The organism is Erythrobacter aureus (genome assembly GCF_003355455.1).
GTDB classification, from domain to species: Bacteria; Pseudomonadota; Alphaproteobacteria; order Sphingomonadales; family Sphingomonadaceae; genus Qipengyuania; species Qipengyuania aurea.
On sequence record NZ_CP031357.1, the window covers coordinates 2,169,149 to 2,194,057 of the forward strand.

The window sequence follows — 24,909 nt, forward strand, 5'->3', positions numbered from 1 at the left end:
AAGCGCTTGCGGGTCCTCTATTCGAGCACGCCTTCGTGAAGGCGGACGATACGGTCCATTTTCTGCGCCAGCCGCTCGTTATGGGTTGCGATCAGCGCGGCACTGCCCTCGCCCCGGACGAGATCGAGGAGTTGCGCGAGCACCTTGTCCGACGTCGCCTCGTCGAGATTGCCGGTCGGCTCGTCGGCCAGGACGAGATCGGGCTTGTTGGCGAGACCGCGCGCCACGGCGACGCGCTGCTGTTCGCCGCCCGAAAGCTGGCTGGGCCGGTGGTCGAGCCGGTGTTCGAGCCCCAGTGCGACGAGCAACTGCTCGGCACGTGCCTCGGCCTCGACTCGCGGTCTACCCGCCACGAGCTGCGGCAGCACCACATTCTCGCGCGCATCGAAATCGGGCAGCAAATGGTGGAACTGGTAAACGAAGCCGAGATGTTCGCGGCGCAGCACGGTGCGAGCGCGCGAATCCGACTTCTCCGCCGAATGGCCCGCGATGACGATCTCACCCCCGAACCCGCCTTCGAGCAGGCCGACCGCCTGCAAGAGCGTGGATTTGCCCGAGCCCGAAGGACCTAGCAGCGCAACGATCTCGCCCGGCCGGATCGCAAGATCGACGCCGCGCAGCACGTCGATGCGCACCCCGCCCTGCTCGAAACTGCGGGTCAACCGCTTCAGTTCGACGACCGGCCTATTCATAGCGCAGCACCTGTACCGGGTCCGTGCTCGCCGCTTTCCAGGCAGGATAGAGCGTGGCGAGGAAACTGAGGGCCAGCGCCAGCAGCACGATCATCCCGACCTCGACCGGGTCGGTCTTGGACGGCAGCATGGTCAGGAAACGGACCTGCGGGTCCCATAGTTCGACGCCCGTGAGATAGCCGATCCCGGTGACGATCTGCTGACGGAAGGTCAGGATGACGAAACCGAGCAGAAGGCCCGCCACCGTTCCGATCGCCCCCACCGTGAAGCCCGTCGTCACGAAGATCTTCATCAGGCTTTTCCGCGTCGCCCCCATGGTCCGCATGATGGCGATATCGCGCGTCTTGGCCCGCACCAGCATGACCAGGCTCGAAAGGATATTGAATGCCGCAACCAACACCATGAAACTCAGTGCGAAAGCCATCGCCACGCGTTCGACCTGAAGCGCCTCGAACAGGGTCGAATTGATCGTCTTCCAGTCTGACACGACCGCTCTGCCCTGAACCGCCCTCTGGACCGGATCGAGGATTTCTCCGACGCGGTCGGCATCTTCTACCGTCACCTCGATCATACCGACTGTATCGCCGATCAGCAGCAGGGTCTGCGCATCTTCCATCGGCATGACCACGAAAGCGCCATCGTAATCGAACACGCCGACCTCGAAAATCGCGGCGACTTCGTAGCCCACCTGGCGCGGGACGGTGCCGAAGGGAGTCGAGCGGCCCTGAGGATTGATGATGGTGATCGTATCGCCGACCCGCGCGCCGATATTTTCCGCCAGACGCACCCCGATCGCCACCTTGCTCGCACCTGGCTGCAGCGCATCGAAATTCCCGCTGATCGCCTTGGTGGAGAATTCCTGCAAATCCTGCCGTGTATGGCCGCGCACGAGGATCGCCTCGACCCGCCCGTTGAAACTCGTCAAGAGGGGCTGTTCGATCAAGGGCGAGGCGCTGACCACCCCCGGCGTTTCCTCGACTCTCGCGAGGACGTTCTCCCAATCGTCGAGCCGACCGCCATAAGCCTGCACGATGGCATGGCCGTTCAACCCGACGATCTTGTCGAGCAATTCGGCGCGAAAGCCGTTCATCACGCTCATCACCACGACCAGCATGGCGACGGAGAGCATGACAACGCCGATCGAGATGCTGGCGACCAGCGCAATGAAAGCCTCGCCCTTGCCCGGAAGCAAATAGCGCTTGGCGATGGTCCATTCGAAAGGAGAGAGGATCAAGACAGCCCTTGTATCTGGCGGTGCGTTGGAAGGGCGTTTAGGCAGCCACGCCTTGCTGCGCAATGAAATCGTGTCTTTCCTTGGGCCATCCATCGCACCGGCCTTGTAATCGGGCCGTAACATCGCCATTGGGACCCCCATCCCGATCAGTCGCGGCAGACAGGCCTTTCGATGAACCTCACCCACCCGTTTCTCGACGAGGATGGCGACAAGCTGCGCGAGGAGTGCGGCGTGTTCGGCGCAATCAACGCGACCGATGCGGCAGCCGCGACAGCTCTCGGCCTCCACGCTCTCCAGCACCGCGGCCAGGAAGCCGCCGGCATCACCAGTTTCGACGGCGCCGAATTCTTCACTCGCCGCGGACTTGGCCATGTGGCGGAAAATTTTTCCAGCCAGGAAGCCATTGCCGAGCTGCCCGGCACGATGGCGGCGGGTCATGTGCGCTATTCCACCACCGGCGGGGCGGGCCTGCGCAACGTCCAGCCGCTTTACGCCGACCTTGCCAGCGGCGGGTTCGCGGTGGCGCACAATGGCAATATCTCGAATGCGGGCGTGCTGCGCGACGACCTTGTACGCCGCGGTTCGATCTTCCAGTCTACCAGCGACACCGAGGTCATCATCCACCTCGTGGCGACCAGCCGGTATCCCACGATCATGGACCGGCTGATCGATGCACTGCGCCTGCTTGAGGGTGCCTATGCGCTGATCGTGATGACGCCCGAGGGTATGATCGCCTGCCGCGACCCGCTGGGCATCCGTCCGCTACAGATGGGCCGGATCGGCGATGCCACCGTCTTCGCGTCCGAAACCGTGGCCTTCGACGTGGTCGGCGCCCAGTTCGTGCGGCAGGTGGAACCGGGCGAGGTGATTAAGGTCGATTTCGACGGCAATATCGATTCGCTCCATCCCTTCGGCGATCACGCCCCGCGTCCCTGCATTTTCGAACATGTCTATTTCAGCCGCCCGGATTCGGTGTTCGACGGGCGCAGCATCTACGAAGCACGAAAGGCTATCGGCGCCGAACTCGCGCGCGAGAAACCGGTCGAAGCCGATCTCGTGGTCCCCGTGCCCGATAGCGGCGTTCCCGCAGCCATCGGCTATGCGCAGGAATCGGGCATTCCGTTCGAGCTTGGCATTATCCGCTCCCACTATGTCGGGCGCACTTTCATTCAGCCCAGCGACGGCGTTCGCCACGCGGGCGTCAAGCGCAAGCACAATGCCAACCGCGCTCTGGTGGAGGGCAAGCGCATCGTTCTGATCGACGACAGCATCGTGCGCGGCACGACATCGATGCAGATTGTCGAAATGATGCGCGATGCCGGGGCTATCGAAGTCCATTTTCGCGTGGCCAGCCCGCCGACCGCGCATAGCTGCTTTTACGGCGTGGACACGCCCGAACGCTCCAAGCTGCTCGCCGCGCGCATGGATGTCGAACCGATGCGCGAATTCATCAGGGCCGACAGCCTCGCCTTCGTATCGATCGACGGTCTCTATCGCGCCGTGGGCGAGAAGCCCCGCAATTCGGCCTGCCCGCAATTCTGCGACGCGTGCTTCACCGGCGATTATCCGACCTCGCTGACCGACATGGCGCGGCGCGAAGACAAGCAGCACAAACTCGCATTCCCATCCGAACAGGTCGCCTGATGACGAAACCACTCGAAAATCGCCTCGCCCTTGTCACCGGGGCGAGCAAGGGGATCGGTGCGGCTACCGCGCAAGCACTGGCGGCCGCCGGTGCCCACGTCGTGCTGACGGGGCGCGATGTCCGCGCGCTCGAATCGGTCGAGGATGCAATTCACGAAGCTGGCGGAGCCTCGACGATTGCGCCGGTCGATCTTAACGAAAACGATGGCATCGCCCGCCTCGCCTCGGCCATTTCCGGGCGCTGGGACAAGCTCGATTTCCTCGTCATTTCGGGGGCCTATCTGCCCGCGCTCACCCCGGTAACCCAAATCGACGGCAAGCAGCTCAGCCAGGCCCTGACGGTCAATTTCCTCGCCACGCAGGCCTTGCTGGCCAATTTCGACCCGCTGCTCAAACGTGCCGATGCGGGCCGCGTGATCGGCCTGACCAGCAGCGTGGGGGCGACGCCGCGCGCCTATTGGTCCGCCTATGGCGCCACCAAGGCCGCTTTCGACAACCTGCTGGCAAGCTATGCCCAGGAAGTCGAAAAAATCTCCAAGGTCCGCGTCGCGCTGATCGATCCGGGGGCCACCCGTACCGCCATGCGCGCCAAGGCCTATCCCGGCGAAGACCCGCAGACGGTGAAGGAACCGTCGGTTGTTGCCGATCGGTTGGTGAAACTGCTGGTCGACGGTTTCGAGGGCTTCCATCGCGAGCGCGTCGAGGGATAGGTTAACCAAGCGCGGTCAGGACTTCTCAACTCCGATTGGGTGAGTCATGGCGAATCGCCCCGGTTGCCTCCGGGCGATTTGAGTCGCACCGAATCGAGGAAGGGCGCCAACCATGATCCACCGGTCGAGTGATCCCTATACGCTAGCCTCGCAGGAGGATCGCTGCGCCCCGCGAACCAGGCTGACCATTCCAGGACAATTGCGGCCGAGCGGCGGGCGCGCGTTCCGGACCGTGGTTCACGACCTCTCGATCTCGGGCTTTTCAGCCGCCGCGCTCAACCGCATGCACGAAGGCCAGCTATGCTGGCTTACCCTGGCAGGTCTCGAATCGCTTCAGGCACAGGTGATCTGGTGGGAAAACTGCATGGTCGGCTGCGCTTTCAGCGAACTGCTGAGCCCGATTGTGCACGACAGCATCCTCGCCCGCTATAGCGGAGAGGATGCCTATCGCGCCTACTGACGGGGGCGCAGCCCCGCTCCCGTCCGCTCAGTCGTCGAGTGCCTCGGCGATCTTGCCGACAAGGTCGCGGAAACCGGCGCGATGGTCGCTGCTCGTGGCTGTCGGCCAGTTGCTGACAATGGCGACGACCAGCTTCTCTTCCGGCACGATGGTGATCGCCTGTCCGAAAATGCCCTGCGCGCCATAGGTGTCGCCGGGATAGGTCCACCATTGATAGCCATAGCCGAAGCCCGGCGCCCGTTCACCGAAATCGACCAGCGGCGAACCGGCCTTGGCAAACCAGCCCTCGGGCACGACACCCTTGCCACCTTCGAGCGCGAACTGACCCATGCGGGCATAGTCGGCCAGGCGCAGCGACAAGCAGCAGCCGCCGATATTGCCGCCGGTCAGGTCCTGCATCCAGAACAGACCGCCTGCGAAACCTGCGGGTTCGACGATCTTTTCCGCCGCATAGGCAGCGAGCGGCCGGCCGGTCGCCTGTTCGACGATCAGGCCGAGAAGATTGGTTTCGAGCGTTTTGTAAACCCATTTTTCGCCAGCGGGCGCCTCGCGCGTCAGGGTGCGGGCATAAGTCACCGCCTGCGATTCCCCGGCGACCGGCGCGATGGCGAGCATCTTGGCGACATCGCTGTCGGGATCGGTATAGTCCTCGTTCCAGGCAACGCCCGAGGTCATGCTGGCGATCTGGCCGACGCTGACACCGTCATAGGCCGTCCCGGCAAGCGCGGGGATGATATCGGTCACGGGGGTATCGACGCTGTCCACCGCCCCATCCTCGATCGCGGCGCCGAGCAGCGTCGAGGTGAAGCTCTTGGCGACCGAGAAGCTGGTCCAGCGACCGGTCGGGCCGAAACCGAGGCCGTAATCCTCGAACACCACCTCGCCATTCTTGAGCGCCATCACGCCGGCGGCCTGCGTTTGCGCCATATAGGCGCGGATTTCAGCCTGCAGGGCCACAGGAAGATTTTCGCCCGCACGCGGCAAAACGCGCGTTTTGGCGGCGGGCGCCACTTCGAGGCCGGGAAACAGCCCCTCCATGTCGCGAAACGCGGCCGAGCGGCGTTCATCGCTCCAGAACAGGATCGAATCGCCCGGATCCATGCTCGCCATCTGTTCGGGCATGGATTGCGTGACCGCTGGCGGCACGACCGTAACCTCGCCAACAGGCGCGCTATCGTAAGCGCCAGCACATCCCGACAGCACCAGTGCCGCGGTCGAAATCCAAAACCCCTTCATTGACTCTCTCCCTGTTTCACCAGCGTGACCTGGTGGACGTCGATCCCGCCCCCGCGGAACCCGCCTTCGCAATACATCAGATAATAGCGCCACAGATCGCCGAAGCGCGTGTCGAAACCCTGCGGCAGGCGGCCTTTGCGTTCGGCCGCATCGAAATTCTCGCGCCAGCATTTCAGCGTTTCGGCATAGTCGAGGCCGAAATCGTGCTGATCCTGCCAGGCAAGCCCACGTTCCTCGGCCAGGCGGCGGAACTCGCTGGTGCGGATCAGCAACCCACCCGGAAAGATATAGGCCTGAATGAAATCGGCGCTTTTTGCGTAGGCTTCGAACAGATCGTCGCGCATGGAAATATACTGAATTGCCGCGCGCCCACCGGGTTTGAGGTTGCGCGCGATACAATCCATGAAAGTCGGCCAGTATTCGCGCCCCAGCGCCTCGACCATCTCGACGCTGGCAATGGCATCGTATTGGCCCGCCGTGTCGCGATAATCCTGCTTGCGGAAATCGACCCCCGGATGGCGCTCGCGCGCCCAGGCGAGCTGGGCGTCGGAAAGACTGATTGCCGTGGCAGTAATCCCTCGCGAGGACAGCATGGCGGCCAATCCGCCCCAGCCGCAGCCGATTTCCAGAACATTGGCGGGCTTGCCGAGCCGCGCGGCCAGAGCATCCCATTTGCGCCGCTGCGCGGCTTCGAGGCCATCATCGGCGACATCGAGGGCCGACGAATAGGTCATCGTGGGATCGAGCCAGGCCGCGTAGAAATCATTGCCGAGATCGTAATGCGCGGCGATGTTCTTTTGCGCGCCCGCATGGGTGTTGCGATTGAGCCAGTGCGCGAAACGCGCCGCGAGACGAAATGGCCCACGCGCACGGCCGGTGTCGCCCAATTCACTGCCGTTCGCCATGAACAGCGCGAACAGCGGGACCGGGTCGGGACTGGCCCATTCGCCCGCCTCCCAAGCCTGATACCAGCCGATCGATCCATTGGTGGCGAGGCGGAGCAGCGCGCTCCAGCTCCGCAATTCAACCGTGCATTCGAAGCCCGGCGAACGCCCGCCAAGCGTTCTTCGACCGCCATCGGGCAAAATGGCATGGATCGCGCCCGTAGCCAGCGCCGCGTCGATCCGGTCGAGGATCTTGTCGAAACCGGGTGCGATCAGCCGCGCGAACATGCCGGGCTTGCGCGCGAAGCTCTTCGCTCCGTCGAGAAGGTCGCGTCCGCGCTGGCTTGTCCGCATCTCCATCCCCCTGCCTATGGCCCGCCGGGAAAGAGGCGACAAGTCCGCTACGGTTTGCTGGCCCTGTAAGCCTCCAGCGCCCGTTCGCGCGCTTCCTTGTGGCCGATCATCTTGGCCGGATAGTCGCCGCGCTTCTCATCGGGCGGATCGTGGATTTCGCTGTCGCCCAGTTCGGCAAGTTCGGGAACATATTCGCGGATATAGCCCGCCGCATCGAACTTCTCGCTCTGGGTCAGCGGCGCCATGATCCGGCTGAACATATTGCTGTCGACGCCGGTCCCGCTGATCCACTGCCAGTTGACGCCGTTATTGCCGTAATCGGCATCGACAAGGCAATCCCAGTACCATTGCTCGCCGAAGCGCCAGTCGATCAGCAGGTGTTTGACGAGGAAGCTCGCGCAGATCATCCGCACGCGGTTGTGCATCCAGCCGGTCTGCCAAAGCTGGCGCATCCCGGCATCGACGATGGGGTAGCCGGTCATGCCCTTCTGCCAGCATTCGAGGTCTTCGCGGATCAGGTGCCCCGCATTGGGGTTCCGCCACAGTGTCCGCTCGTCATAGTCGCGATAGCTCTCGCGCGGGTATTCGGGGAACTGGTCGATCACGTTCTGCGCATAATCGCGCCAAATCACTTCCTTGGCATAGGTCTTCCAGCCGTCGGAACGTTTGTCCTTGAGCTTGTGCCACACCTGCGCGGGGCTGATTTCGCCCCAATGCAGATGCGGGGACAGGCGCGAGGTGATGTCGTCCGAGGGCAGGTTGCGGCCCTCGTCATAGTCCGCCACTTCATCCGTCCACCAGCCCAGCCGGTCATGCGCGGCCGCTTCGCCGAAGTGCCAGAAGCCGCGGATTCCGCCTGCCCAGTCGGGCTTGCTCGGGAGCAGGCCCCAATCGCCCAGATCGTCGCTTTCGGGCCAGCTTTCGGGCGAATGGATCGTCTCAGGCTCGGGCAGTGGGTCGCGCGGGGGCATGACCTCGAGCATGGCCTTCGAAAACGGGGTGTAGATCTTGTAGGGATCGCCCGATCCGGTCGTCACACTGCCGGGCGGGAGCAGGTAATTGCCATCGTAAAGGCATAGCCTGCGGTCCTCGCCCCCGAGATCGTGCAGAGCATCGCGCAGTTCGTCCTCGGCTTCTTTCCACCACGGCTCATAATGACGGATGGCATGGATGCAGCTGGCACCCACCTCGTCGGCGATGGATGCGAGAATCTGCGGCGCATCGCCCTTCCGCAGGACGATCTGCGAGCGGCGGCGGCCCAGTGACTTGCCGAGACTATCGAGCGAATGATGCAGCCACACCCGGCTCGCCCCGCCATAGGCGTGATCGCCCGCGCGCTCGTCATCAAGGATATAGACCGGGATGACGGGACCGGCCTGCGCGGCGGCATGAAGCGCGGGTTGATCCGCCATGCGCAGATCGCGCCGCAGCCAGACGATTTGGGGTTCGGACATTGCCTCGACTTTCCCCTCCCCTCAAGGGGGAGGCCGGGTGGGGGTGTACGGCGCTGGCAGCACGTGTCGAACACCCACCCCCAGCCCCTCCCTCAAGGGAGGGGAGCTTGGATCTCGAACGAGCCTAATTGGCGGGAAGTTCCTCGCACTTCACATCGGGCAGCGCGACGGAGAAGCGGTCGCGCGCACGCGGATCGTAGAAACGGGCATCGCGCAGGATCACCGAACCATCCGGCGCACGTTCGGCGAAAGGTGCGCGTGACCAGAAGAGGAAGGCTTCCAGCTCCTTTCCCGGGACGGCCTGCTCAACAGCGGCATCCAAGTTGCAGGTGGTTTCACCCAGTGGCCGCATTTCGCCATTTGCATGGTTATCTGCAGGGTAGATAAACTCATGCCAGCCCGCGCTGGGTCCGTACACCAGCACTTCCCGATCCCAGAACAATAATGGCAAAGGGCTAGCAATGACCTGCTCTTCGACCAAACCAACACCGAGAAACCAGTTCTCGAATGCGCGCTCTGCTCTGGCAGTAATCGCCCCGTTCAGCCCGATATACACCAGCGCCACCATGATCGCCAGGCGCGCCGGCCGCTTCCACTCCCCGCCCCGCTTCTCACGCCTCAGCGAGAACCACGTCGCGAAGCCCAGCAGCGCCCAGAGCCAGACATCGATGATGAACAGCGTGTCGCCATAGAACCAGCGGCTCGAGAACGGCTCGAGCAGGCGAATGCCATAGACGTTGAGCCAGTCGAGCGCCGGGTGGGTCAGGCAGGCGATAAAGCTCAGCAAATAGAGCCAGTTGAAATTGACCGGCAGCCTCTCTTTCGGCCGTGTGCCGCGCTTCGCCTGCCAGCGGTCGAAGCCATAGAGCAGGCCCGCCAGCACCAGCGGCAGCAGCAGCCAGGCGATCGGTCCATGCGTGATCCCGCGCCGGAAACCGAGATGTTCCACGCCATCGAGCCAGAAGAAACACGCCGCATCCACATCGGGCAGATTCGCCCCGATGATCAGCGCGGGCATGGCAAGCCCGGTCTTCTTCTTCAGCCCCGCCTGCCCGATCAGCGCGCCAACGAGGGAATGGGTGAGGTTATCCATCGGGTTTTCTCACGCGAAGGCGCAAAGGCGCTAAGAAGGATGGTTGTTCACGACGCGCTGGACGCCTTGTTTGAAGGTTTCCTGCCCAAAGTTCATCAGCAGGCCCAGGGATCGGTTCGAAAGGCGAAGGTAGGTGAGCAATTGCTTGGGGTATAGAGCGCTGTCGCGCTCGGTTGATTTCAGCTCAATCACCAGCCTGTCCTCGACAAGCAGATCGATCCTGAATGCGTTGTCGACGACAACGCCCTTGTATTTGATCGGAAGTGGAACTTGGCGCGCAACCGAAAGCCCACGCTCGCGCAAGCTTTCAGCCAGGAGGACTGCGTAAACCGATTCCAACAATCCCGGACCAAGATCCTTGTGCAACTTGAACCCGCAATCGACAGCGATACTTGCCAGTTCTTCGATCTTCACGCTGTCCCCTTCGCGCCTTTGCGCCTTCGCGTGAACCTCGATATCAGACCGGATCCTGCGCCGTGCCGCTGACGGTCCAGGTCTGCCCCTTGCCAAGCAGTTTGGCGAGGTTGGCATCCTTGCCCTCGCTCGCCTTCTTGCGTTCGGCGATTACCGCGTCCTCGAAAGTCGGACGCGGATCGTCGTAAAGCACGCCCAGCGCCATCGGAAACGGGCCGAAGGGCATTTCGACCAGCATGTGAGCGATCGAGCGGTTGGTGACATCGTGAACGATTACGCCCGCGCTTTCCCAATCGCCGTCGATTACATCAACGACCTCGAGACACAGCTTCTCGCGGTTGAGCATGATGCCCTTCGTGTCCTTGGCGAACAGCATGGGCTTGCCGTTTTCGAGCCAGAGCTGCTGATCCTCCGCACCCTTGGGCGCGGCGAAATCGTGGAACACGTCCTTGTTGTAGACGATGCAGTTCTGGAAAATCTCGATGAAAGCCGCGCCCTGATGCGCATGGGCGGCCTTGAGCACGTCGGGCAGATGCTTCGACACGTCGAAGCCGCGCCCGACGAAGCGCGCGCCCGCACCCAGCGCGAAGGCTGCCGGGCGTGCCGGATGATCGTAGCTGCCGATCGGGGTCGAAGGCGACTTGGTGCCCTCGCGGCTGGTCGGCGAGGCCTGACCCTTGGTAAGGCCGTAGATCTCGTTGTTGAAAAGCATGATCTGCATGTTCACGTTCCTGCGAAGAACGTGCATCAAGTGGTTGCCACCAATGGATAATCCGTCACCATCGCCGGTCACCAGCCAGATATCGAGATCGGGGTTGGCCAGCTTCGCGCCGGTCGCAAAGGCAGGCGCACGGCCATGGATGGTGTGGAAGCCGTAGCTTTCGACATAGTAGGGGAAGCGGCTCGAACAGCCGATGCCGGATATGAACACCGTGTTCTTCGGGTCGGCCCCAAGCTGCGGCAGCGTGCGCTGCACGGCCTTGAGAATGGCGTAATCCCCGCAACCCGGACACCAGCGAACCTCCTGGTCGGTTTCCCAGTCCTTGAGCGTGGTTTCGATCTTAACGGGTGCGTTCATTTTGCACCTCCTTCAGTGCTCGGAAGCTGCTGGTCGTTGGCGGGGACCTGCCCACCGGTATTGCCTGCCACGCCGTCGAAATACTTGCCGATCGCCTCTTCGAGTTCGGCAATCTGGAATGGCTGCCCGCTGGTTTTGGTCAGCGGCTGGGCGTCCACAAGGAACTGATCGCGCAGCACGGTCTTGAACTGGCCGGTATTCATTTCGGGCACGAGGACATGGTCGAAGCCTTTGAGCAGGTCTCCGAGGTTCTTCGGCATCGGCCAGATATGGCGCACATGGATATGGCTGACATCGAGCCCCTCGCGGATCGCATTGTCGACCGCGCGGTGGATCGGGCCATAGGTGCTGCCCCAGCCGACCACCGCCAGCTTGCCCGAGGTCTCGCCGAGGCAGACCTCCTGGTCGGGCACCGCGATACCTTCCACCTTGTTCTTGCGCAGATCGGTCATGCGCTGGTGGTTGTCGGGCGAATAATCGATATTGCCGGTCAGCTCGTGCTTCTCGATCCCGCCGATGCGGTGCATCAGGCCGGGCGTGCCGGGCTTGACCCAGGGGCGCGCGCCCTTCGCATCGCGCTTGTAGGGCAGGAAGGTCTCGTCGCCGCCCTCATCGACAGCGTTCGGCCGGTCGAGGAACCTGGCCGGGAACGGCGTGAAGTCGGCCGGGTCGGGCACCTTCCACGGTTCGGCAGCATTGGCGATATAGCCATCGGTCAGCAGCATGACGGGGGTCATGTATTCGACCGCGATCCGGCACGCCTCGATCGCCACTTCGAAGGCATCGGACGGGCTGCTCGCCGCGATCACCGGCATGGGCGCATCGCCATTGCGGCCATAGACCGCCTGGTAGAGATCGCTCTGCTCGGTCTTGGTCGGCAAGCCGGTCGAGGGGCCGCCACGCTGCGAATTGACGATCACCAGCGGCAGCTCGGTCATGATGCCGAGGCCGATGGCTTCGGTCTTGAGCGCAATGCCGGGACCGGATGAGGACGTGACCCCCAACTGGCCCGCATAGCTCGCCCCGATGGCGGCGCAGACCGCGGCAATCTCGTCTTCCGCCTGGAAGGTGGTGACGCCGAATTCCTTCAAGCGCGCGAGGTGGTGGAGGATGGCCGAAGCGGGTGTGATCGGATAGCCGCCGAAGAACATCGGCAATTCGGCCAGTTGCGCCCCCGCGACGAGGCCGAGGCTGACCGCTTCGGCTCCGGTGACGGTGCGATAGAGGCCCGGCGCGCTTGGCACCGGATCGACATGGAGCTGCTTCAGCGGCCCGGCCAGTTCGGCGGTCTCGCCATAGGCATGGCCCGCATCGAGCGCGGCAATATTGGCGTCGGCGATATCGGGCTTGGACTTGAACTTGGCCTTCAGCCAGTCGTGGATCGGCTCGCGCGGACGGTCGAACATCCACAGCGCCAGGCCCAGCGTCCACATGTTCTTCGAGCGCAGCGCATCCTTGTTGCCAAGGCCGAAGGGCTTGACCGCCTCGATCGTTTTTTCGCTGATGTCGAAAGCGAGCACGTCGAACTTGGCGAGGCTGTCGTCCTCCAGCGGGTTGGCGTCGTATTTCGCCTTGTCGAGGTTGCGCTTTGTGAAGGCGCCGGTGTCGGCGATGATCAGCCCGCCGGGCTTCAATGCGGCGAGGTTCACCTTGAGCGCCGCCGGGTTCATCGCCACCAACACGTCTGGCGCGTCACCCGCAGTGTTGATCTCGCGACTGCCGAAATTGATCTGGAAAGCCGATACCCCGAACAACGTGCCCTGCGGCGCGCGGATTTCTGCCGGAAAGTCGGGGAAGGTCGCCAGATCGTTGCCGGCCAGCGCGGTCGACAAGGTGAACTGCCCCCCGGTGAGTTGCATCCCGTCGCCGGAGTCGCCGGCGAAGCGCACGACGACGCTTTCGGGAGTTGCGGGGAGGCCGTTTTCCGGCGCGGTGGCGGCTGTTGCCATCCGTGAATTCCTTGTCTGCGCCGTCTCTCTCGGCGCCGTTTCCAATGGGAAGCGCCACCTAAGCCGCGCCCCATCCTCTCGCAATGAAGTTTCTCTGCTAGGCCAAAAAAGCCGCATGGAAAAGCACTGCAAACACGGTAAGTATCGAAAAGCAACGAATTTGGAGAGAGACGATGGCCGATACCGAACATTATGTACGCGACGATGTGCGCGGATTCCTCGATATGCTCGAAGCCATGGGCGGCAAGGGAGTCGAAGAAGTCGGCGCGAAGGAAGGCCGTCAGCAGATGCGGATGGTCGGCGCGGTCGCCGAAGCCGAGCCGCGCGCCATGGCCGTGCAGAAGGACCTGACGTGCCCTGGCCCGTCCGGTCCGATCCCGATCCGGTTCTACGATGTGAAGGCCGAGCGTGGCCCCTCCCCATGTGTGCTGTTCCTCCATGGCGGGGGGTTCGTGATCGGCGATCTCGAAGTCTACAACGCGCTGTGCACCGAGATTTCGCATCATCTCGACCTACCGGTGGTTTCGGTCGATTATCGTCTCGCGCCGGAACATCCCTTCCCCGCCGCGCCCGACGATTGCGAGGCCGCCGCGCGCTGGGTCGCCTCGTCGCCGGGGGAACTGGAGCGCGAGATCACCGGCCTCGTCATCACCGGCGACAGCGCGGGCGGCAATCTCACCATCGTCACCACCAACCAGCTGATGAACGATCCGGCGGAAGTGCCGGTGATCGTGCAAGCGCCGATCTATCCGGTCGCTTCCGACGTCACCCAGCATTCCAGCCTGGCGATGTTCGCCGAGGGATTTCTGCTGACCGGCGCCGCGATGGCATGGTTCACCGATCAGTATGGCGGCGATTCGAGCGATCCGCGCCATACGCCGATGGTCGGCGATTGCTCGAACACCCCGCCGACGGTCGTTTGCACCGCCGGGCTCGATCCGTTGCGCGATTCGGGTCGGGAATACGCCGCGCATCTGGTGCAACTCGGCACGGAAGTGGTCTATCTCGAATTCCCCGGCATCATTCATGGCTTTACCACGCTGAGAAAAGCGATACCGAGCGGCCAGAACGATCTCGAGGCTTTCCTCGATGCGACGAAATTGATGGTGGAGCGATATAGGTGAGCGAAACGCTCGGTTACCGTCCCTGCGTGGGCGTTATGCTGGTGAATGGCGATGGCAAGGTCTTCGTCGGCCGCCGGATCGACAACAAGGAAGGCGACTGGTGGCAGATGCCGCAGGGCGGCGTCGACGAGGGCGAAGACCTCGAGGACGCGGCCCTGCGCGAACTGGCCGAGGAAACCGGCGCGCGGGCGGAGCATGTCACGATTCTCAAGGCGATGGATGAGCCGGTGCGCTACGACCTGCCCGAGGAGCTGATCGGCAAGCTGTGGGGCGGCAAGTATCGCGGGCAGGAGCAGGTCTGGTATCTCGCGCGCTTTTCGGGCGCGGATGAGGACATCGATCTCGAAGCGCACAACCCGCCCGAATTCTGCGACTGGAAATGGGCCGAACCCGAGCAGCTTCCCGAGCTGATCGTGCCGTTCAAGAAGCGGGTCTACCGCGCGGTGGTCGAGGCATTTCGCGAACTGGTCTGAATGCAGGCGTTCCCGAAGGCGGGAGCCCCGGGGCGCTAGTGCAGAATATGCCGATGGCAATCCCCGCCCGCTTGGCAGGGGCTCAGATCAGTTCGATTGCGTCACCGCGGCATCGGGCATCACCGCTTCGGCGGTCTGAATGCGCGTGGGCGGGCCGGCGGCGATACGGGCCGACAGGGTTTGCGTTTCCGGGCAGGTCGCCCCGCACAGCGACTGGAGCTTGGCGAGATTGCCCTTCGCCTTCTCGACCGCGCCTTTTTCAACCAGCGCTTCACCCTCGCCCGCGATCGCGGCGAGATTACGCGGGTCGCGCGTCAGCGCTTCGCGGTAATAGCGGATCGCCTTGCCCTGAAGCTGATCCGCCCGCGCGGCTTCGGCGAGGCGGAGAAAGATCGGTGCGTATCCCGGATCCACCGCCAACGCGGCCTCGAAGGCGTCGATCGCGCCCTGCGTATCGCCCTGGTCGAGCGCCGCCTGCCCTTCGGCAATCAGCATGCCCGCACGCGGGGCCGGTTCGCGGTCTCCCGCCCACCCGACGCTCGACGTCACGGCAAGGGCCAGCGAAAGGGCGGCGGCGGCGGGTACGAAACGCATGATCGTCTCCAGCAGATTAGTCCGTTCAGGGCTTGGCGTGTCAGCCATAATCGACATGGCTAACACGTTCATCCTGCACAGGCGATGAAAAATCCATCCGTACCGTCATGGTACGGCGTGAGCCGGGTTCCGGCCCCGCGTTCCCGCCCGAGCGGGAGATCGATTTCGCGGGGCTTAAGGCCCGGGTTGCGCGCAAGGAAGGCCTCGAATTGCCCAGCGCCTTCCTCGTCCAGCAACGAACAGGTGACGTACACAATCCGTCCGCCCGGCTTCACCAGCTTGGCCGCGACATCGAGCAGGTGCGACTGGGTGGCTGCAAGACGCTGTAGCTCCTTTTCGTCCAGCCGCCAGCGGGCTTCGGGATTGCGTCGCCACGTGCCCGTGCCCGAACACGGCGCATCGATCAGAACCGCATCCGCCTTGCCGACATGCGCTTCGAGCGCTTCGAGTTCCTGTTGCGGGTTGAGGAGCACGGCCTCGATATTGGTAGCCCCGGCACGCTCCGCGCGCGGTGTAAGGCGCGACAGGCGGCCCCGGTCGGTGTCCGACGCGACAAGGCGGCCGAGATTGTCCATCGCGGCTGCCAGCGCGAGCGTCTTGCCGCCACCGCCTGCGCACAGGTCGATCACCGTTTCGCCGGGGCGGGCACCGATCGCAAGGCAGGCCGCTTGCGAGCCGGTATCCTGCACCTCGACCTTACCCTCGCGATACTCGGGCCATTGCTCGATCGATGTGCCGGTCGCAATCCGCAGGCCATTGGGCACTGCGGTCGGCTCGGCGTCGACCGGCAAGTCGAGAGTGGCACGGTCGGCCTTCAGCGTGTTGACGCGCAGGTCGAGCGGCGCGCGGTCGAGCAGCGCTGCGGCCTCCTCGCCGGAGATGTCGGACGCGGCGAGGCGGTTTTCGAGCCACTCTGGAGCGACACCGCCCCGTGCCGCCTGCTCGCTCTGACCGATGGCAGCGGGGCCGTAATTCGACCCATCGAATAGCGGCGCAATGCTCTCGTCCAGCTCAGCAAGACGCAGCATGGCCGCGCGCCCCGTGGCGGGCACCGGCCCGCAGGCGCGGATCGCGCTGTAAACCAGTTCGCGGATCGCGCGGCGATCTTTCGATCCGGCGAAGCGATGCCCGCGAAACCAGTCGGCCAGGATGCGGTCGGCGGGCGCGCCTTTCGCCTGTGCCGCCGCGATGATCGCATCGAGCAGCTCGATCGCGGTCTGGACGCGGGCTGCGGGGGTCATGTTCGCACCCTTGCCGACCCGCCACAGAGGCGGGGGTCGCGTGAAGCAGGCGAATCGCAGGTGGCCCGAGGTCCCCGCCTTCGCGGGGACTCACACGATGTCATGAGCGATGTCATCGTGTGGGATAATTCGGCGCCTCGCGCGTGATCGCAACGTCATGGACATGGCTTTCTGCAAGACCCGCATTGGTGATGCGCACGAAATTCGCGCGCTTGCGCAGATCCTCGATCGAGGCGCTACCGGTATACCCCATCGCCGCCTTGATCCCGCCGACAAGCTGGTGAACCACGGCGGCTGCCGGGCCTTTATAGGGCACCTGCCCCTCGATTCCTTCGGGCACCAGCTTCTGCTGACTGACATCGGCCTGGAAATAGCGGTCGGCGCTTCCGCGCGCCATCGCGCCGACGCTGCCCATGCCGCGATAGCTCTTGTAGCTGCGGCCCTGGTAAATGAAGGTTTCGCCCGGCGCTTCCTCGGTCCCGGCCAGCATCGAACCGACCATGATCGACGAAGCCCCGGCGGCCAGCGCCTTGGCCGCATCGCCGCTGGTGCGCAGGCCGCCATCGGCAATCGCCGGAACGCCCAGCTTTTCCGCTTCCTCGACGCAGTCCATGATCGCGGTGAGCTGCGGCACACCGACACCGGCGACAACGCGCGTGGTGCAGATCGAGCCCGGGCCGATGCCGACCTTGACCGCATCGGCGCCCGCGCCCGCAAGCACTTTGGCCGCCTCGCCCGTGGCGATATTGCCGGCGATGACCTGCACGCTGTTGGACAGCTTCTTCACTCGCTCGACCGAACGGGCGACGTCCTTGTTGTGGCCGTGCGCGGTGTCGATCACCACCACGTCGACCTCGGCATCGATCAGCGCTTCGGTGCGCTCGAACCCCTTATCGCCGACCGTGGTGGCGGCAGCCACGCGCAGACGGCCGCTCGCATCCTTCGTCGCGGCGGGATAGGCGACGGCCTTTTCGATATCCTTGACGGTGATGAGACCGACGCAGCGTCCGCTATCATCGACCACCAACAGCTTCTCGATCCGGCGCTGGTGAAGCAGCTTGCGCGCTTCTTCCTGGCTCGTGCCGAGCGGCACCGTGGCGAGGTTCTCGGTGGTCATCAGCTCGCTCACGGGCTGACGCGCGTTCTCGGCGAAGCGCACGTCGCGATTGGTCAGGATGCCGACCAGCTTGCCGCCGCGATCGGTCACCGGGATCCCGCTGATGCGGTTCGCCGCCATGATCTCCTGCGCCTCTCCCAGCGTGGCGTCGGGATGGATGGTAATCGGGTTGACCACCATGCCGCTTTCATAGCGCTTGACCGCACGCACGGCGGCGGCCTGATCCTCGATCTCGAAATTGCGGTGGAGCACGCCGATGCCGCCCAGCTGCGCCATGGCGATGGCCATATCGGCCTCGGTCACGGTGTCCATCGCGGAGGAGATCACCGGGATGTTGAGCGAAATCTCGCGCGTCAGCCGCGTGGCGGTATTCGCCATCGACGGCAGGATGTCGCTCTCGGCCGGAACGAGGAGAACGTCGTCGAAAGTAAGACCGAGGGGAATGTCGAGATGTGCCACTGAGAGAATCGCCTGCCGGGGGAAATGTGGCGGCCCATGTAACGACGGTTTGGAGGATTAGCCAGAGGCTCCCCTGCCTTAGTAAAGAAAGTAGATGCCCAGCGCGGCGATCAGGTTCCACCCTATGTGCGCAAAGACCGGCGCTGCCAAGCGGCCGCCCCGCCACCAGTAAAGCAGCGACAGCACCAGCCCGCCGTATATCCCGGTGTCGACGATCCCCGCCCAGCCCTGGTACCCGTGACTGAGCGCGAACAGGACGACAACCAGCACGGTGGCTGCCACGCGTCCGGTAATACCACCCTTGAGCGCGAGCGCGATGCCGCCCAGCATCAGTCCGCGGAACAGGAACTCTTCCGCGCTCGAACCGAGGATGGCCAGCGCCAGCACCCCTGAAAGGCTGCCCAGCCCTTCACCGATCTGCGCGGCATTGGCCACCACATCGCTGCGTTCGGCACCGCCTGTTGCCGGGATGATGACCAGGAATTGCAGCACGGCGAACACCAGCGCGACCGCGACGCCGATGGCCGCGTCGCTGCCGAAATTCTTCGTGGTGAACCCCACTCGTGCCGGCTGTAGGCCTGCAAGTTTAATCGCTCCGACGACCGCTGCGGTCCCGGCGAGGAACTGGATGATGCCGAGCAATGCATAGCGCGCGCCCCCGTCGATATTCCATTGGGTGACGAAAAGGTAATCGGCGATGATGGCGAGGCCATACCAGGCGACGGTGCCGCCGAAGACGGCGCCAAGTATGCGTGCGGTTCTCATGCCCAAGCTGTGTTACTGACTTAATTCAGTGTCAAGAGGAAGGCCCCAATTGCCTACTCCGCCGTCCAGCCGCCATCCACACTCCAGTTGGCGCCGTTGACGTTCTGCGCCTCGTCGCGGCACAGAAATGCGGCGAGCGCACCGATCTCTTCGGGCTGGACGAACTTCTTGGTCGCCTGCTTGACCAGCAAAACATCGTTGATGACCTCTTCGCGGGTCAACCCCCGGGCCTTCATCGTGTCGGGGATCTGGTTTTCGACCAGCGGGGTCCAGACATAGCCGGGGCTGATGCAGTTGGCCGTCACGCCATGTTCGGCGAGTTCCAGCGCGATGGTCTTGGTGAACCCGTCAAGGCCATGCTTGGCGGAATTGTAGGCGCTCTTGAAGGGGCTCGCGACCTTGGAATGCGCGCTGGCGGTGTTGATGATCCGGCCCCAGCCCTTGCCCTTCATGCCCGGCACGGCAAGCCGCACGGTGTGAAACGCGGCGGTGAGGTTCAGCGCGATGATCGTTTCCCACTTTTCGACCGGGAATTCCTCGACCGGCGCGACATGCTGCATCCCGGCATTGTTCACGAGAATATCGACCGCGCCCGCTTCTGCCATCATCGCCTCGATCTGGGCCACATCGGTCAGATCCGCGCCATTGTGGCTGGCGCCCAGCTCTTCGCACAATTGCGCGATCTCGCCCTCGTCGCCGAAGCCGTTGAGGACGACCTCGGCCCCCTCACCCGCCAACGCCCGCGCGATGGCGAGGCCGATGCCGCTGGTCGATCCGGTGACGAGTGCGCGTTTTCCTTCGAGAAACATTCGGGGCTCCAAGCGTTAGGTCTGTATTCGATAGCGGCCATCGCGCACATGGGGTGCGCTGTAAAGCGGCCATAATCATGGGGGAGCGCATGCGGCTCAATCCGTTCAATACCGGGAATATCAACGTGCGATCGAGCGGCGGCGGGATGCCTGGCGGCAAGGCGGGCGGCTTGGGCTGCGGCACGATCGTGATCGCCGCGGTCGGCTATTTCGTCTTCGGGCTCGACCCGATGCAGACTGCGGGCATGGTCGAAAGCGTGCAGCAGGGCCAAGTCGCATCCGGCCCAGCCAATACCGACGAACAGGAAATCTGCACAAGCAGCGAATATGCGCGCGAAGCCTGCAACGGGTTGCAATCGCTCAACCAGACCTGGGCGATGACGTTCCAGCAGCAGGGCCTGGGCGACCGGTTCCAGCAGCCCACGCTCGATCTGTATGGCGGCGGCGGGGTGCGTACCGGGTGCGGCACGGGCAATTCCTCGATGGGGCCGTTTTACTGCCCGGCCGACCAGACGATCTATATCGATACCAGTTTTTACGACACGCTGGAACGGCAGCTTGGCGCAGGCGGCGATTTCGCGCGCTATTACGTGCTTGCGCATGAATACGGCCACCACATCCAGACCATCACCGGGATTTCCGAACAAATCCGCAGCGCGCAGCAGCAGAACCCCAGCCGCCGCAACCAGTTGCAGGTGCTGATGGAATTGCAGGCCGATTGCTACGCCGGAGTATGGGCGGGTAAGAACCGCAATCTGATCGAGCCGGGCGATATCGAGGAAGGCATGGAAGCCGCCGCCGCGATCGGCGACGACCGACTGACCGGCGGCCGCGTTTCGAGCGAGAACTTCACCCACGGTACCAGCAAGCAACGCAGCGACGCGCTAAGGCTCGGGCTGCAAGGCGACGACCGGGCCTGCGACCGGATCACCGCGATCGGCTGAGGCCGACCACGAAAACGCGAAAGGGCGCGGTCCCGCCGACCGCGCCCTTCCTGGGTATGCTGCGTAGCGCAGCGCCGGGCTTGAAGCACAAGGTCAGCTACGGATCGCGCGCTTCAATTCGCGGATTTCTTCGTCCAGGTCACGCAGGATGTCCTGACGCATCTCGTCTGAAAGTCGACTGTTCGTTTCGATCCCTTGACGTGCCTGCCGCAAGGCCTTGAGTGCGAGCCGATCGCCGGCCGTATCGCAAATATACATGGTGACGCGGCCATCGTTCTCGATCGAAGTGACGGGGTTGTCGGGATAGCGGCAATCCTCGATTACCTCGGGAACATTGGCCATTCCGATCGCGACCGATTTACCGATCGTTTCGCCGAGATCGTTGGTCCATTCGGCATGCGCCACGGCACGGGCTCTGGCGCTCTTCGCCTGGCTCTCGGCGCTTGCGGCGCGGCTTTCGGCCCACTGGACGCGACCATCAGCCCATTGCTTGCGGTCCTGCGCATACCGGATGCGGTCTTCAGTCCATTCACGGCGACCGTCCGCTAAATGTTCCTCCCGGAGTTCTTCAGCCCGTTCGCGGCTCTCTTCCGCACGCTCGCGGATCGTCTCGGCCCGTTCGACACGGTCCTCGATCATCTCGGTCATGGCCTCGACATCGAGATGCGCGAGCTCGGCGCGTTTCACGATGTGCTCCACATTCCGATCGACCGACACAGGCTGTTCCGTATCTGCAAGCGCCCACACGGCTTCGGTCGGCTCCGGCGTATCGCCCGCCGTGGCCGGCGATACGCCAACATAACAGATGCTGGCGGTCATCGGCAGCGCGAGGACGGCGGCGGCCACGGCACCGCGCGCGGCAACCCGGCGGCGGCGGGAATGGTCGGTCATGGGCAGGCTGCGCAGGCGGTGGATGATCGACTTGTCGCCGAGAACGGGACAGGCCATCGGCGCCGCCAGCGCGGGTCGCGGGGCGATCTGCGGGCGGCGGGCGAAATCGGCGATGATCGCGGCATAGGCGGCGCGCTCGTCGCGGCTGCGGCTGGCGACCACGCGAGCATCGCAGGCCGCCTCCTGGTCGCGGCGCATGGCGGTCCAGCCCATCCAGCCCAGCGGATTGAACCAGTGCACGGCGAATAGCGGCTGGATCAGCACGTTGACGAGAATATCGTGGCCGTAGTGGTGTTCGAGCTCATGCGCGATGGCGAGATCGCGGACCTGGCGTTCGCGGCTGACCATGAAGCCATCGGGCAAGGCCACGACCTTGTCGATGACGCCAAAAGCCATCGGACCGGATATCGCAGTGGTCTCGACCAGGCGTATATTGCCGACCTCGCCCACGGGACGCGCATCCTCGAGCAATTCGCGGCGCAGCTCTCCATAGAGCCAGAAGCGCCGCCCCATGAAGATCGCCGCGCCGACCAGCCAGAGGATTACCAGAGGCACGACGAAATCGACCGGCGATTCCATCGTCGCTGGCGTTACCGGTGCCATGACATCGGTATAGGAAAAACCGCTTTCGGCGGCGGGAGCCAGCGCGAGGTCGGTCACGACAGGTTCGGCGGCGGGCGCACTTTCCAGAAAGCTCGGCTTCATCCATGCGGGAAGCGTGACCGGCGGAAACAGCAGGCGGGCCAGCGGCAGGAACCACAGGGCATAGGCCGCCCCGGCGCCAAGATATTTCGCCACCGGGCGGCGCAGCAGCAGCGCGAAGCCGAGCAGGGCACCGGTCCACACCAGCGTATCGAATAGGAACCAGTCCCAATATTCGCGGATAAGCTCGGTCATTTGCGCATCTCCCTCAAGAGCGCTTCGATTTCGGCGAGATCGTCCTCGGTCAGCGCCTCGCTTTCGGCAAGCTGCGCAAAGAGCGGCGCGGCGCGGCCGCCGAACAGGCGATCGACCAGGCGGCGGCTCTCGCCCCCGACATAGTCGGACCGCTCGATCAACGGACGATAGAGGAACTTGCGACCGTCGGGCTCGGTGCCGACCACTTCCTTCTGGACCAGGCGGCTCAGCAGCGTTTTCACCGTGGGGATCGACCAGTCACGCTGCGCGCAGACTTCGTCGCACACCTCGGCAGCGGAAATCGGGCTCTTGTCCCACAGCACTTCCATCACGGCGTGCTCGGCTTCGCTGATCCGTTCCCCGAGAGCGTTCTTGCGCTTCGCCATTCCCTGCTCCTGACCTGTACGCGTAATTCTTCGATTACGTCTGTAGCTGCAACGACTACGGATGTAAACCTGAAGCCTGGATGAATGGGCGGGAAAGACGCTTGCTTCTCGACCAACGACATATCAGTCTGGATGAATGACACGGATCATCGCCGCACTGGCCCCGCTCGCCCTCCTCGCCTCGCCCCTATTCGCGCAGGAAGAAGCGCCTCCGCAAGAGCCGACCTTCGATACCCAACTGGTGATGATCGAAACCAGCATGGGCGACATCACCGTTTCGATCGAGACCGAGCGTGCGCCGATCACGGCGGCCAATTTCCTGCGCTATGTCGACGAGGACCGCTTCGACGGGACAAAGTTCTACCGCGCCATGCATCTCGACTGGGGCGAGCCGCCCAGCGGCTTGCTGCAAGGCGGAACACAGATGCATCCCGACCGTGTGCTCGATCCGATCGCGCATGAACCGACCACCCGGACCGGCCTCAGCCATACCGACGGAGCCTTGTCGATGGCGCGCTACGATCCCGGCACGGCGACGGGCGATTTCTCGATCATGATCAAGGACCAGACCGGGCTCGATGCCAATCCGGCCTCACCCGACCCCAGCCTGCAGGCGGGATTCGCTGTGTTTGGATATGTCGTCGAGGGGATGGAAGTGGTCCATGCGATCCACGCGCTCCCGCCCGATCCCGACAAGGGCGAAGGGTGGATGAAGGGGCAATTGCTCACGGACCCGGTCGAGATCGTCGATATGCGGCGCGTGGATGCCGCTCCGGACTGAGCCGGGATCAGGCAGGGCGCTGGAATGCGATCGAGAGCGTGAACGGCCCCTCGGGTTCGAGATGATGCGGGCGTTGCGGCGGTATTCGAGCGATATCGCCGGCGGAAAGTCGTTCGCGCCCCCCTGCCTCATCGTCCCATACGAGCATGACCGCCCCGGCGATCATTTCCAGTCGCCCCCATGTTCCCGGCTTCAGGCGATGTTCCGCAAGCAATCCTGCGGGTAGGCTGGTTTCATCGAACGGGCCGATCTGGCGATAGGTTTTCAGCCGCGCCTCGCTCATGCCGCGAAAGGACCGAGTATCGCGATACCGATTGCGAAAAAGGCGATCACCGCCGGCACGATCAGGATCTGCGCATAAACCGCGCGCGGCTCCATCGGGCCGGTCCATGTCATCAGCGCCCGCCCGCGCTCCAGCGGCGACGGCACTTCCGGCCCAGCCTGCCGGGCACCGATACGCGCGACGCCGAAATAGACGAGCGTATAGAGCGCCGACACCACGATTGCGAACCGAGCGGCACCGCTGCCCCCGGTGGCAATGGCGATGAAGCCGAAGAAGATCGCATAGCACGCAAACATCGACAGCCAGAGGCGGCGCGGAAGCTGGAAGCCGTGATTGGCGGGCGCCACAGGCGGCGCGGCGATCGGCGAGAGCGAGGATTCGAGCGCTTCGAGTTCCACGACGGCGTCGGGATGTTCGGCGGCGAGAAATGTGTGATCGTCATACATGGGGAAGGTCCTTTCCTGCTCGCGAGCCGACCAGGCCGTCGCGGCGAACGGCGATCCCGGTTAGCAGGCTATCGGCAATGGAGCGCGCGCGACCGGCGACGAGCCGGGTTCCATCCGGCTCTTCCTCCAGCGCGCGCAGGGTGGCGTAGAGCAGCTCGAGCCAGCGGGCGAAATGATGCTCTTCGAGGCCCGGTATCGCCATGTGCTTACGCATGGGATTGCCCGAGAATTCGCCGCTGTTGAACAGAATAGAGCGCCAGAACGCTTTCATTCTCGCAAGATGAGTAGGCCAGTCGTCGATCCGTTCGGCGAAGATCGGGCCGAGCAGATCGTCCTCGCGGATCGCGGCATAGAAGTGCTCGACCATGTTCGAGACGAAAGCCTCGTCCACGCCGAGCGCTTCGGCCTCGGCGCGCTTTGCGGCTCGCGCGGCCCGCACTTCCTCGCGGGTACGTTCCTGGACTTCCGACATCGAGGGCTCCGACTCTTTAATAGGT

The 24,909-nt window shown here is 63.9% G+C and carries 26 protein-coding genes; 7 read left to right on the forward strand and 19 right to left on the reverse strand.

Features of this window, described 5'->3' with window-relative positions; translation table 11 throughout:
• Positions 1–17: 17 nt before the first annotated feature.
• Positions 18–692, reverse strand: a complete 675-nt coding sequence (locus DVR09_RS10580; protein ID WP_115416894.1) for an ABC transporter ATP-binding protein — start codon at positions 690–692, stop codon at positions 18–20.
• Complete coding sequence (locus DVR09_RS10585; RefSeq protein WP_115416895.1) at positions 685–1,926, reverse strand: lipoprotein-releasing ABC transporter permease subunit; 1,242 nt, start codon at positions 1,924–1,926, stop codon at positions 685–687. The genes DVR09_RS10580 and DVR09_RS10585 overlap by 8 nt, the downstream gene beginning before the upstream one ends.
• Positions 1,927–2,097: 171 nt before the next feature.
• Here DVR09_RS10585 and purF point away from each other — a divergent pair, with 171 nt between their 5' ends.
• The 3 genes from purF (at position 2,098) to DVR09_RS10600 (ending at position 4,740) form a co-directional block, all read left to right on the forward strand.
• Positions 2,098–3,570, forward strand: coding sequence for an amidophosphoribosyltransferase (purF, locus tag DVR09_RS10590; RefSeq protein WP_115416896.1), 1,473 nt, complete (start codon positions 2,098–2,100; stop codon positions 3,568–3,570).
• On the forward strand, positions 3,570–4,280 hold the full coding sequence (locus DVR09_RS10595; protein WP_115416897.1) for an SDR family NAD(P)-dependent oxidoreductase: 711 nt from the start codon (positions 3,570–3,572) through the stop codon (positions 4,278–4,280). Before purF ends, DVR09_RS10595 begins: the two co-directional genes overlap by 1 nt.
• 112 nt (positions 4,281–4,392) lie before the next feature.
• Positions 4,393–4,740, forward strand: coding sequence for a PilZ domain-containing protein (locus DVR09_RS10600; RefSeq protein ID WP_115416898.1), 348 nt, complete (start codon positions 4,393–4,395; stop codon positions 4,738–4,740).
• A gap of 27 nt (positions 4,741–4,767) precedes the next feature.
• On the opposite strand, the gene DVR09_RS10605 is transcribed toward DVR09_RS10600, so the two are convergent.
• The 7 genes from DVR09_RS10605 to DVR09_RS10635 all read right to left on the reverse strand — a co-directional run bounded on the left by DVR09_RS10605 (position 4,768) and on the right by DVR09_RS10635 (position 13,202).
• Positions 4,768–5,976: a serine hydrolase domain-containing protein gene (locus DVR09_RS10605; RefSeq protein ID WP_115416899.1), complete on the reverse strand. Its 1,209-nt coding sequence runs from the start codon at positions 5,974–5,976 to the stop codon at positions 4,768–4,770.
• Positions 5,973–7,220 (reverse strand): SAM-dependent methyltransferase, encoded by a 1,248-nt coding sequence (locus DVR09_RS10610; protein WP_115416900.1) that lies wholly within the window; start codon positions 7,218–7,220, stop codon positions 5,973–5,975. The genes DVR09_RS10605 and DVR09_RS10610 overlap by 4 nt, the downstream gene beginning before the upstream one ends.
• Positions 7,221–7,261: 41 nt before the next feature.
• Complete coding sequence (locus tag DVR09_RS10615) at positions 7,262–8,668, reverse strand: cryptochrome/photolyase family protein (RefSeq protein ID WP_115416901.1); 1,407 nt, start codon at positions 8,666–8,668, stop codon at positions 7,262–7,264.
• A gap of 124 nt (positions 8,669–8,792) precedes the next feature.
• Positions 8,793–9,761: a metal-dependent hydrolase gene (locus DVR09_RS10620; protein ID WP_115416902.1), complete on the reverse strand. Its 969-nt coding sequence runs from the start codon at positions 9,759–9,761 to the stop codon at positions 8,793–8,795.
• A gap of 30 nt (positions 9,762–9,791) precedes the next feature.
• Positions 9,792–10,175, reverse strand: a complete 384-nt coding sequence (locus tag DVR09_RS10625) for a GxxExxY protein (RefSeq protein WP_115416903.1) — start codon at positions 10,173–10,175, stop codon at positions 9,792–9,794.
• Between the two features lie 43 nt (positions 10,176–10,218).
• A complete protein-coding gene (locus DVR09_RS10630) occupies positions 10,219–11,253 on the reverse strand; it encodes a 2-oxoacid:ferredoxin oxidoreductase subunit beta (protein WP_115416904.1) in 1,035 nt (344 codons plus the stop codon).
• Positions 11,250–13,202: a 2-oxoacid:acceptor oxidoreductase subunit alpha gene (locus tag DVR09_RS10635; RefSeq protein WP_115416905.1), complete on the reverse strand. Its 1,953-nt coding sequence runs from the start codon at positions 13,200–13,202 to the stop codon at positions 11,250–11,252. Before DVR09_RS10635 ends, DVR09_RS10630 begins: the two co-directional genes overlap by 4 nt.
• A 173-nt stretch (positions 13,203–13,375) precedes the next feature.
• On the opposite strand from DVR09_RS10635, the gene DVR09_RS10640 reads away from it, so the two are divergent.
• Together DVR09_RS10640 and DVR09_RS10645 are read left to right on the forward strand one after the other, a co-directional pair.
• On the forward strand, positions 13,376–14,326 hold the full coding sequence (locus DVR09_RS10640) for an alpha/beta hydrolase (protein WP_115416906.1): 951 nt from the start codon (positions 13,376–13,378) through the stop codon (positions 14,324–14,326).
• A gap of 35 nt (positions 14,327–14,361) precedes the next feature.
• Complete coding sequence (locus DVR09_RS10645) at positions 14,362–14,799, forward strand: RNA pyrophosphohydrolase (protein WP_234041614.1); 438 nt, start codon at positions 14,362–14,364, stop codon at positions 14,797–14,799.
• 87 nt (positions 14,800–14,886) lie between these two features.
• Here DVR09_RS10645 and DVR09_RS10650 read toward each other — a convergent pair whose 3' ends face one another.
• From DVR09_RS10650 to DVR09_RS10670, 5 genes are all read right to left on the reverse strand, one after another.
• Positions 14,887–15,441: a tetratricopeptide repeat protein gene (locus DVR09_RS10650; protein WP_417321852.1), complete on the reverse strand. Its 555-nt coding sequence runs from the start codon at positions 15,439–15,441 to the stop codon at positions 14,887–14,889.
• A 20-nt stretch (positions 15,442–15,461) separates the two neighbouring features.
• Positions 15,462–16,634, reverse strand: coding sequence for an RsmB/NOP family class I SAM-dependent RNA methyltransferase (locus tag DVR09_RS10655; protein WP_115416908.1), 1,173 nt, complete (start codon positions 16,632–16,634; stop codon positions 15,462–15,464).
• Between the two features lie 112 nt (positions 16,635–16,746).
• Positions 16,747–18,210, reverse strand: coding sequence for an IMP dehydrogenase (gene guaB / locus DVR09_RS10660; RefSeq protein WP_115416909.1), 1,464 nt, complete (start codon positions 18,208–18,210; stop codon positions 16,747–16,749).
• A 78-nt stretch (positions 18,211–18,288) separates the two neighbouring features.
• Positions 18,289–18,975 carry a CPBP family intramembrane glutamic endopeptidase gene (locus DVR09_RS10665; RefSeq protein ID WP_115416910.1) on the reverse strand — a complete coding sequence of 229 codons (687 nt, stop codon included), beginning with the start codon at positions 18,973–18,975 and terminating at the stop codon, positions 18,289–18,291.
• A 53-nt stretch (positions 18,976–19,028) separates the two neighbouring features.
• The gene (locus DVR09_RS10670; protein ID WP_115416911.1) at positions 19,029–19,784 is read right to left on the reverse strand and encodes a 3-hydroxybutyrate dehydrogenase; all 756 of its coding nucleotides are present in this window, start codon (positions 19,782–19,784) and stop codon (positions 19,029–19,031) included.
• A gap of 89 nt (positions 19,785–19,873) precedes the next feature.
• On the opposite strand from DVR09_RS10670, the gene ypfJ reads away from it, so the two are divergent.
• A complete protein-coding gene (gene ypfJ, locus DVR09_RS10675; protein ID WP_115417907.1) occupies positions 19,874–20,728 on the forward strand; it encodes a KPN_02809 family neutral zinc metallopeptidase in 855 nt (284 codons plus the stop codon).
• Positions 20,729–20,821: 93 nt separating this feature from the next.
• On the opposite strand, the gene DVR09_RS10680 is transcribed toward ypfJ, so the two are convergent.
• A complete protein-coding gene (locus DVR09_RS10680) occupies positions 20,822–22,516 on the reverse strand; it encodes a M56 family metallopeptidase (RefSeq protein WP_115416912.1) in 1,695 nt (564 codons plus the stop codon).
• A complete protein-coding gene (locus tag DVR09_RS10685) occupies positions 22,513–22,902 on the reverse strand; it encodes a BlaI/MecI/CopY family transcriptional regulator (protein ID WP_115416913.1) in 390 nt (129 codons plus the stop codon). Before DVR09_RS10685 ends, DVR09_RS10680 begins: the two co-directional genes overlap by 4 nt.
• A gap of 136 nt (positions 22,903–23,038) precedes the next feature.
• Here DVR09_RS10685 and DVR09_RS10690 point away from each other — a divergent pair, with 136 nt between their 5' ends.
• Entirely contained in the window at positions 23,039–23,683 is a 645-nt protein-coding gene (locus DVR09_RS10690) for a peptidylprolyl isomerase (RefSeq protein ID WP_115416914.1), read from the forward strand.
• Positions 23,684–23,690: 7 nt separating this feature from the next.
• On the opposite strand, the gene DVR09_RS10695 is transcribed toward DVR09_RS10690, so the two are convergent.
• From DVR09_RS10695 to DVR09_RS10705, 3 genes are read right to left on the reverse strand one after another with little or no spacing between them, the layout of a single operon-like run.
• Positions 23,691–23,966 carry a TehB-like domain-containing protein gene (locus tag DVR09_RS10695; protein ID WP_115416915.1) on the reverse strand — a complete coding sequence of 92 codons (276 nt, stop codon included), beginning with the start codon at positions 23,964–23,966 and terminating at the stop codon, positions 23,691–23,693.
• Positions 23,963–24,412 (reverse strand): hypothetical protein, encoded by a 450-nt coding sequence (locus DVR09_RS10700; protein ID WP_115416916.1) that lies wholly within the window; start codon positions 24,410–24,412, stop codon positions 23,963–23,965. Before DVR09_RS10700 ends, DVR09_RS10695 begins: the two co-directional genes overlap by 4 nt.
• A complete protein-coding gene (locus DVR09_RS10705) occupies positions 24,405–24,884 on the reverse strand; it encodes a group III truncated hemoglobin (RefSeq protein ID WP_115416917.1) in 480 nt (159 codons plus the stop codon). The genes DVR09_RS10700 and DVR09_RS10705 overlap by 8 nt, the downstream gene beginning before the upstream one ends.
• Between the last annotated feature and the right edge of the window lie 25 nt (positions 24,885–24,909).

Coding starts and splice junctions, on each gene's coding strand:
- ypfJ (WP_115417907.1), top strand. CDS start 19,874: ATGCGGCTCAATCCGTTCAATACCGGGAATATCAACGTGCGATCGAGC.
- DVR09_RS10600 (WP_115416898.1), top strand. CDS start 4,393: ATGATCCACCGGTCGAGTGATCCCTATACGCTAGCCTCGCAGGAGGAT.
- DVR09_RS10690 (WP_115416914.1), top strand. CDS start 23,039: ATGACACGGATCATCGCCGCACTGGCCCCGCTCGCCCTCCTCGCCTCG.
- DVR09_RS10620 (WP_115416902.1), bottom strand. CDS start 9,761: ATGGATAACCTCACCCATTCCCTCGTTGGCGCGCTGATCGGGCAGGCG.
- DVR09_RS10595 (WP_115416897.1), top strand. CDS start 3,570: ATGACGAAACCACTCGAAAATCGCCTCGCCCTTGTCACCGGGGCGAGC.
- DVR09_RS10635 (WP_115416905.1), bottom strand. CDS start 13,202: ATGGCAACAGCCGCCACCGCGCCGGAAAACGGCCTCCCCGCAACTCCC.
- DVR09_RS10705 (WP_115416917.1), bottom strand. CDS start 24,884: ATGTCGGAAGTCCAGGAACGTACCCGCGAGGAAGTGCGGGCCGCGCGA.
- DVR09_RS10655 (WP_115416908.1), bottom strand. CDS start 16,634: ATGACCCCCGCAGCCCGCGTCCAGACCGCGATCGAGCTGCTCGATGCG.
- DVR09_RS10695 (WP_115416915.1), bottom strand. CDS start 23,966: ATGAGCGAGGCGCGGCTGAAAACCTATCGCCAGATCGGCCCGTTCGAT.
- DVR09_RS10650 (WP_417321852.1), bottom strand. CDS start 15,441: ATGGCTGACACGCCAAGCCCTGAACGGACTAATCTGCTGGAGACGATC.
- DVR09_RS10640 (WP_115416906.1), top strand. CDS start 13,376: ATGGCCGATACCGAACATTATGTACGCGACGATGTGCGCGGATTCCTC.
- DVR09_RS10605 (WP_115416899.1), bottom strand. CDS start 5,976: ATGAAGGGGTTTTGGATTTCGACCGCGGCACTGGTGCTGTCGGGATGT.
- DVR09_RS10645 (WP_234041614.1), top strand. CDS start 14,362: ATGCTGGTGAATGGCGATGGCAAGGTCTTCGTCGGCCGCCGGATCGAC.
- DVR09_RS10665 (WP_115416910.1), bottom strand. CDS start 18,975: ATGAGAACCGCACGCATACTTGGCGCCGTCTTCGGCGGCACCGTCGCC.
- DVR09_RS10580 (WP_115416894.1), bottom strand. CDS start 692: ATGAATAGGCCGGTCGTCGAACTGAAGCGGTTGACCCGCAGTTTCGAG.
- DVR09_RS10680 (WP_115416912.1), bottom strand. CDS start 22,516: ATGACCGAGCTTATCCGCGAATATTGGGACTGGTTCCTATTCGATACG.
- DVR09_RS10685 (WP_115416913.1), bottom strand. CDS start 22,902: ATGGCGAAGCGCAAGAACGCTCTCGGGGAACGGATCAGCGAAGCCGAG.
- DVR09_RS10670 (WP_115416911.1), bottom strand. CDS start 19,784: ATGTTTCTCGAAGGAAAACGCGCACTCGTCACCGGATCGACCAGCGGC.
- DVR09_RS10630 (WP_115416904.1), bottom strand. CDS start 11,253: ATGAACGCACCCGTTAAGATCGAAACCACGCTCAAGGACTGGGAAACC.
- DVR09_RS10700 (WP_115416916.1), bottom strand. CDS start 24,412: ATGTATGACGATCACACATTTCTCGCCGCCGAACATCCCGACGCCGTC.
- DVR09_RS10610 (WP_115416900.1), bottom strand. CDS start 7,220: ATGGAGATGCGGACAAGCCAGCGCGGACGCGACCTTCTCGACGGAGCG.
- purF (WP_115416896.1), top strand. CDS start 2,098: ATGAACCTCACCCACCCGTTTCTCGACGAGGATGGCGACAAGCTGCGC.
- DVR09_RS10615 (WP_115416901.1), bottom strand. CDS start 8,668: ATGTCCGAACCCCAAATCGTCTGGCTGCGGCGCGATCTGCGCATGGCG.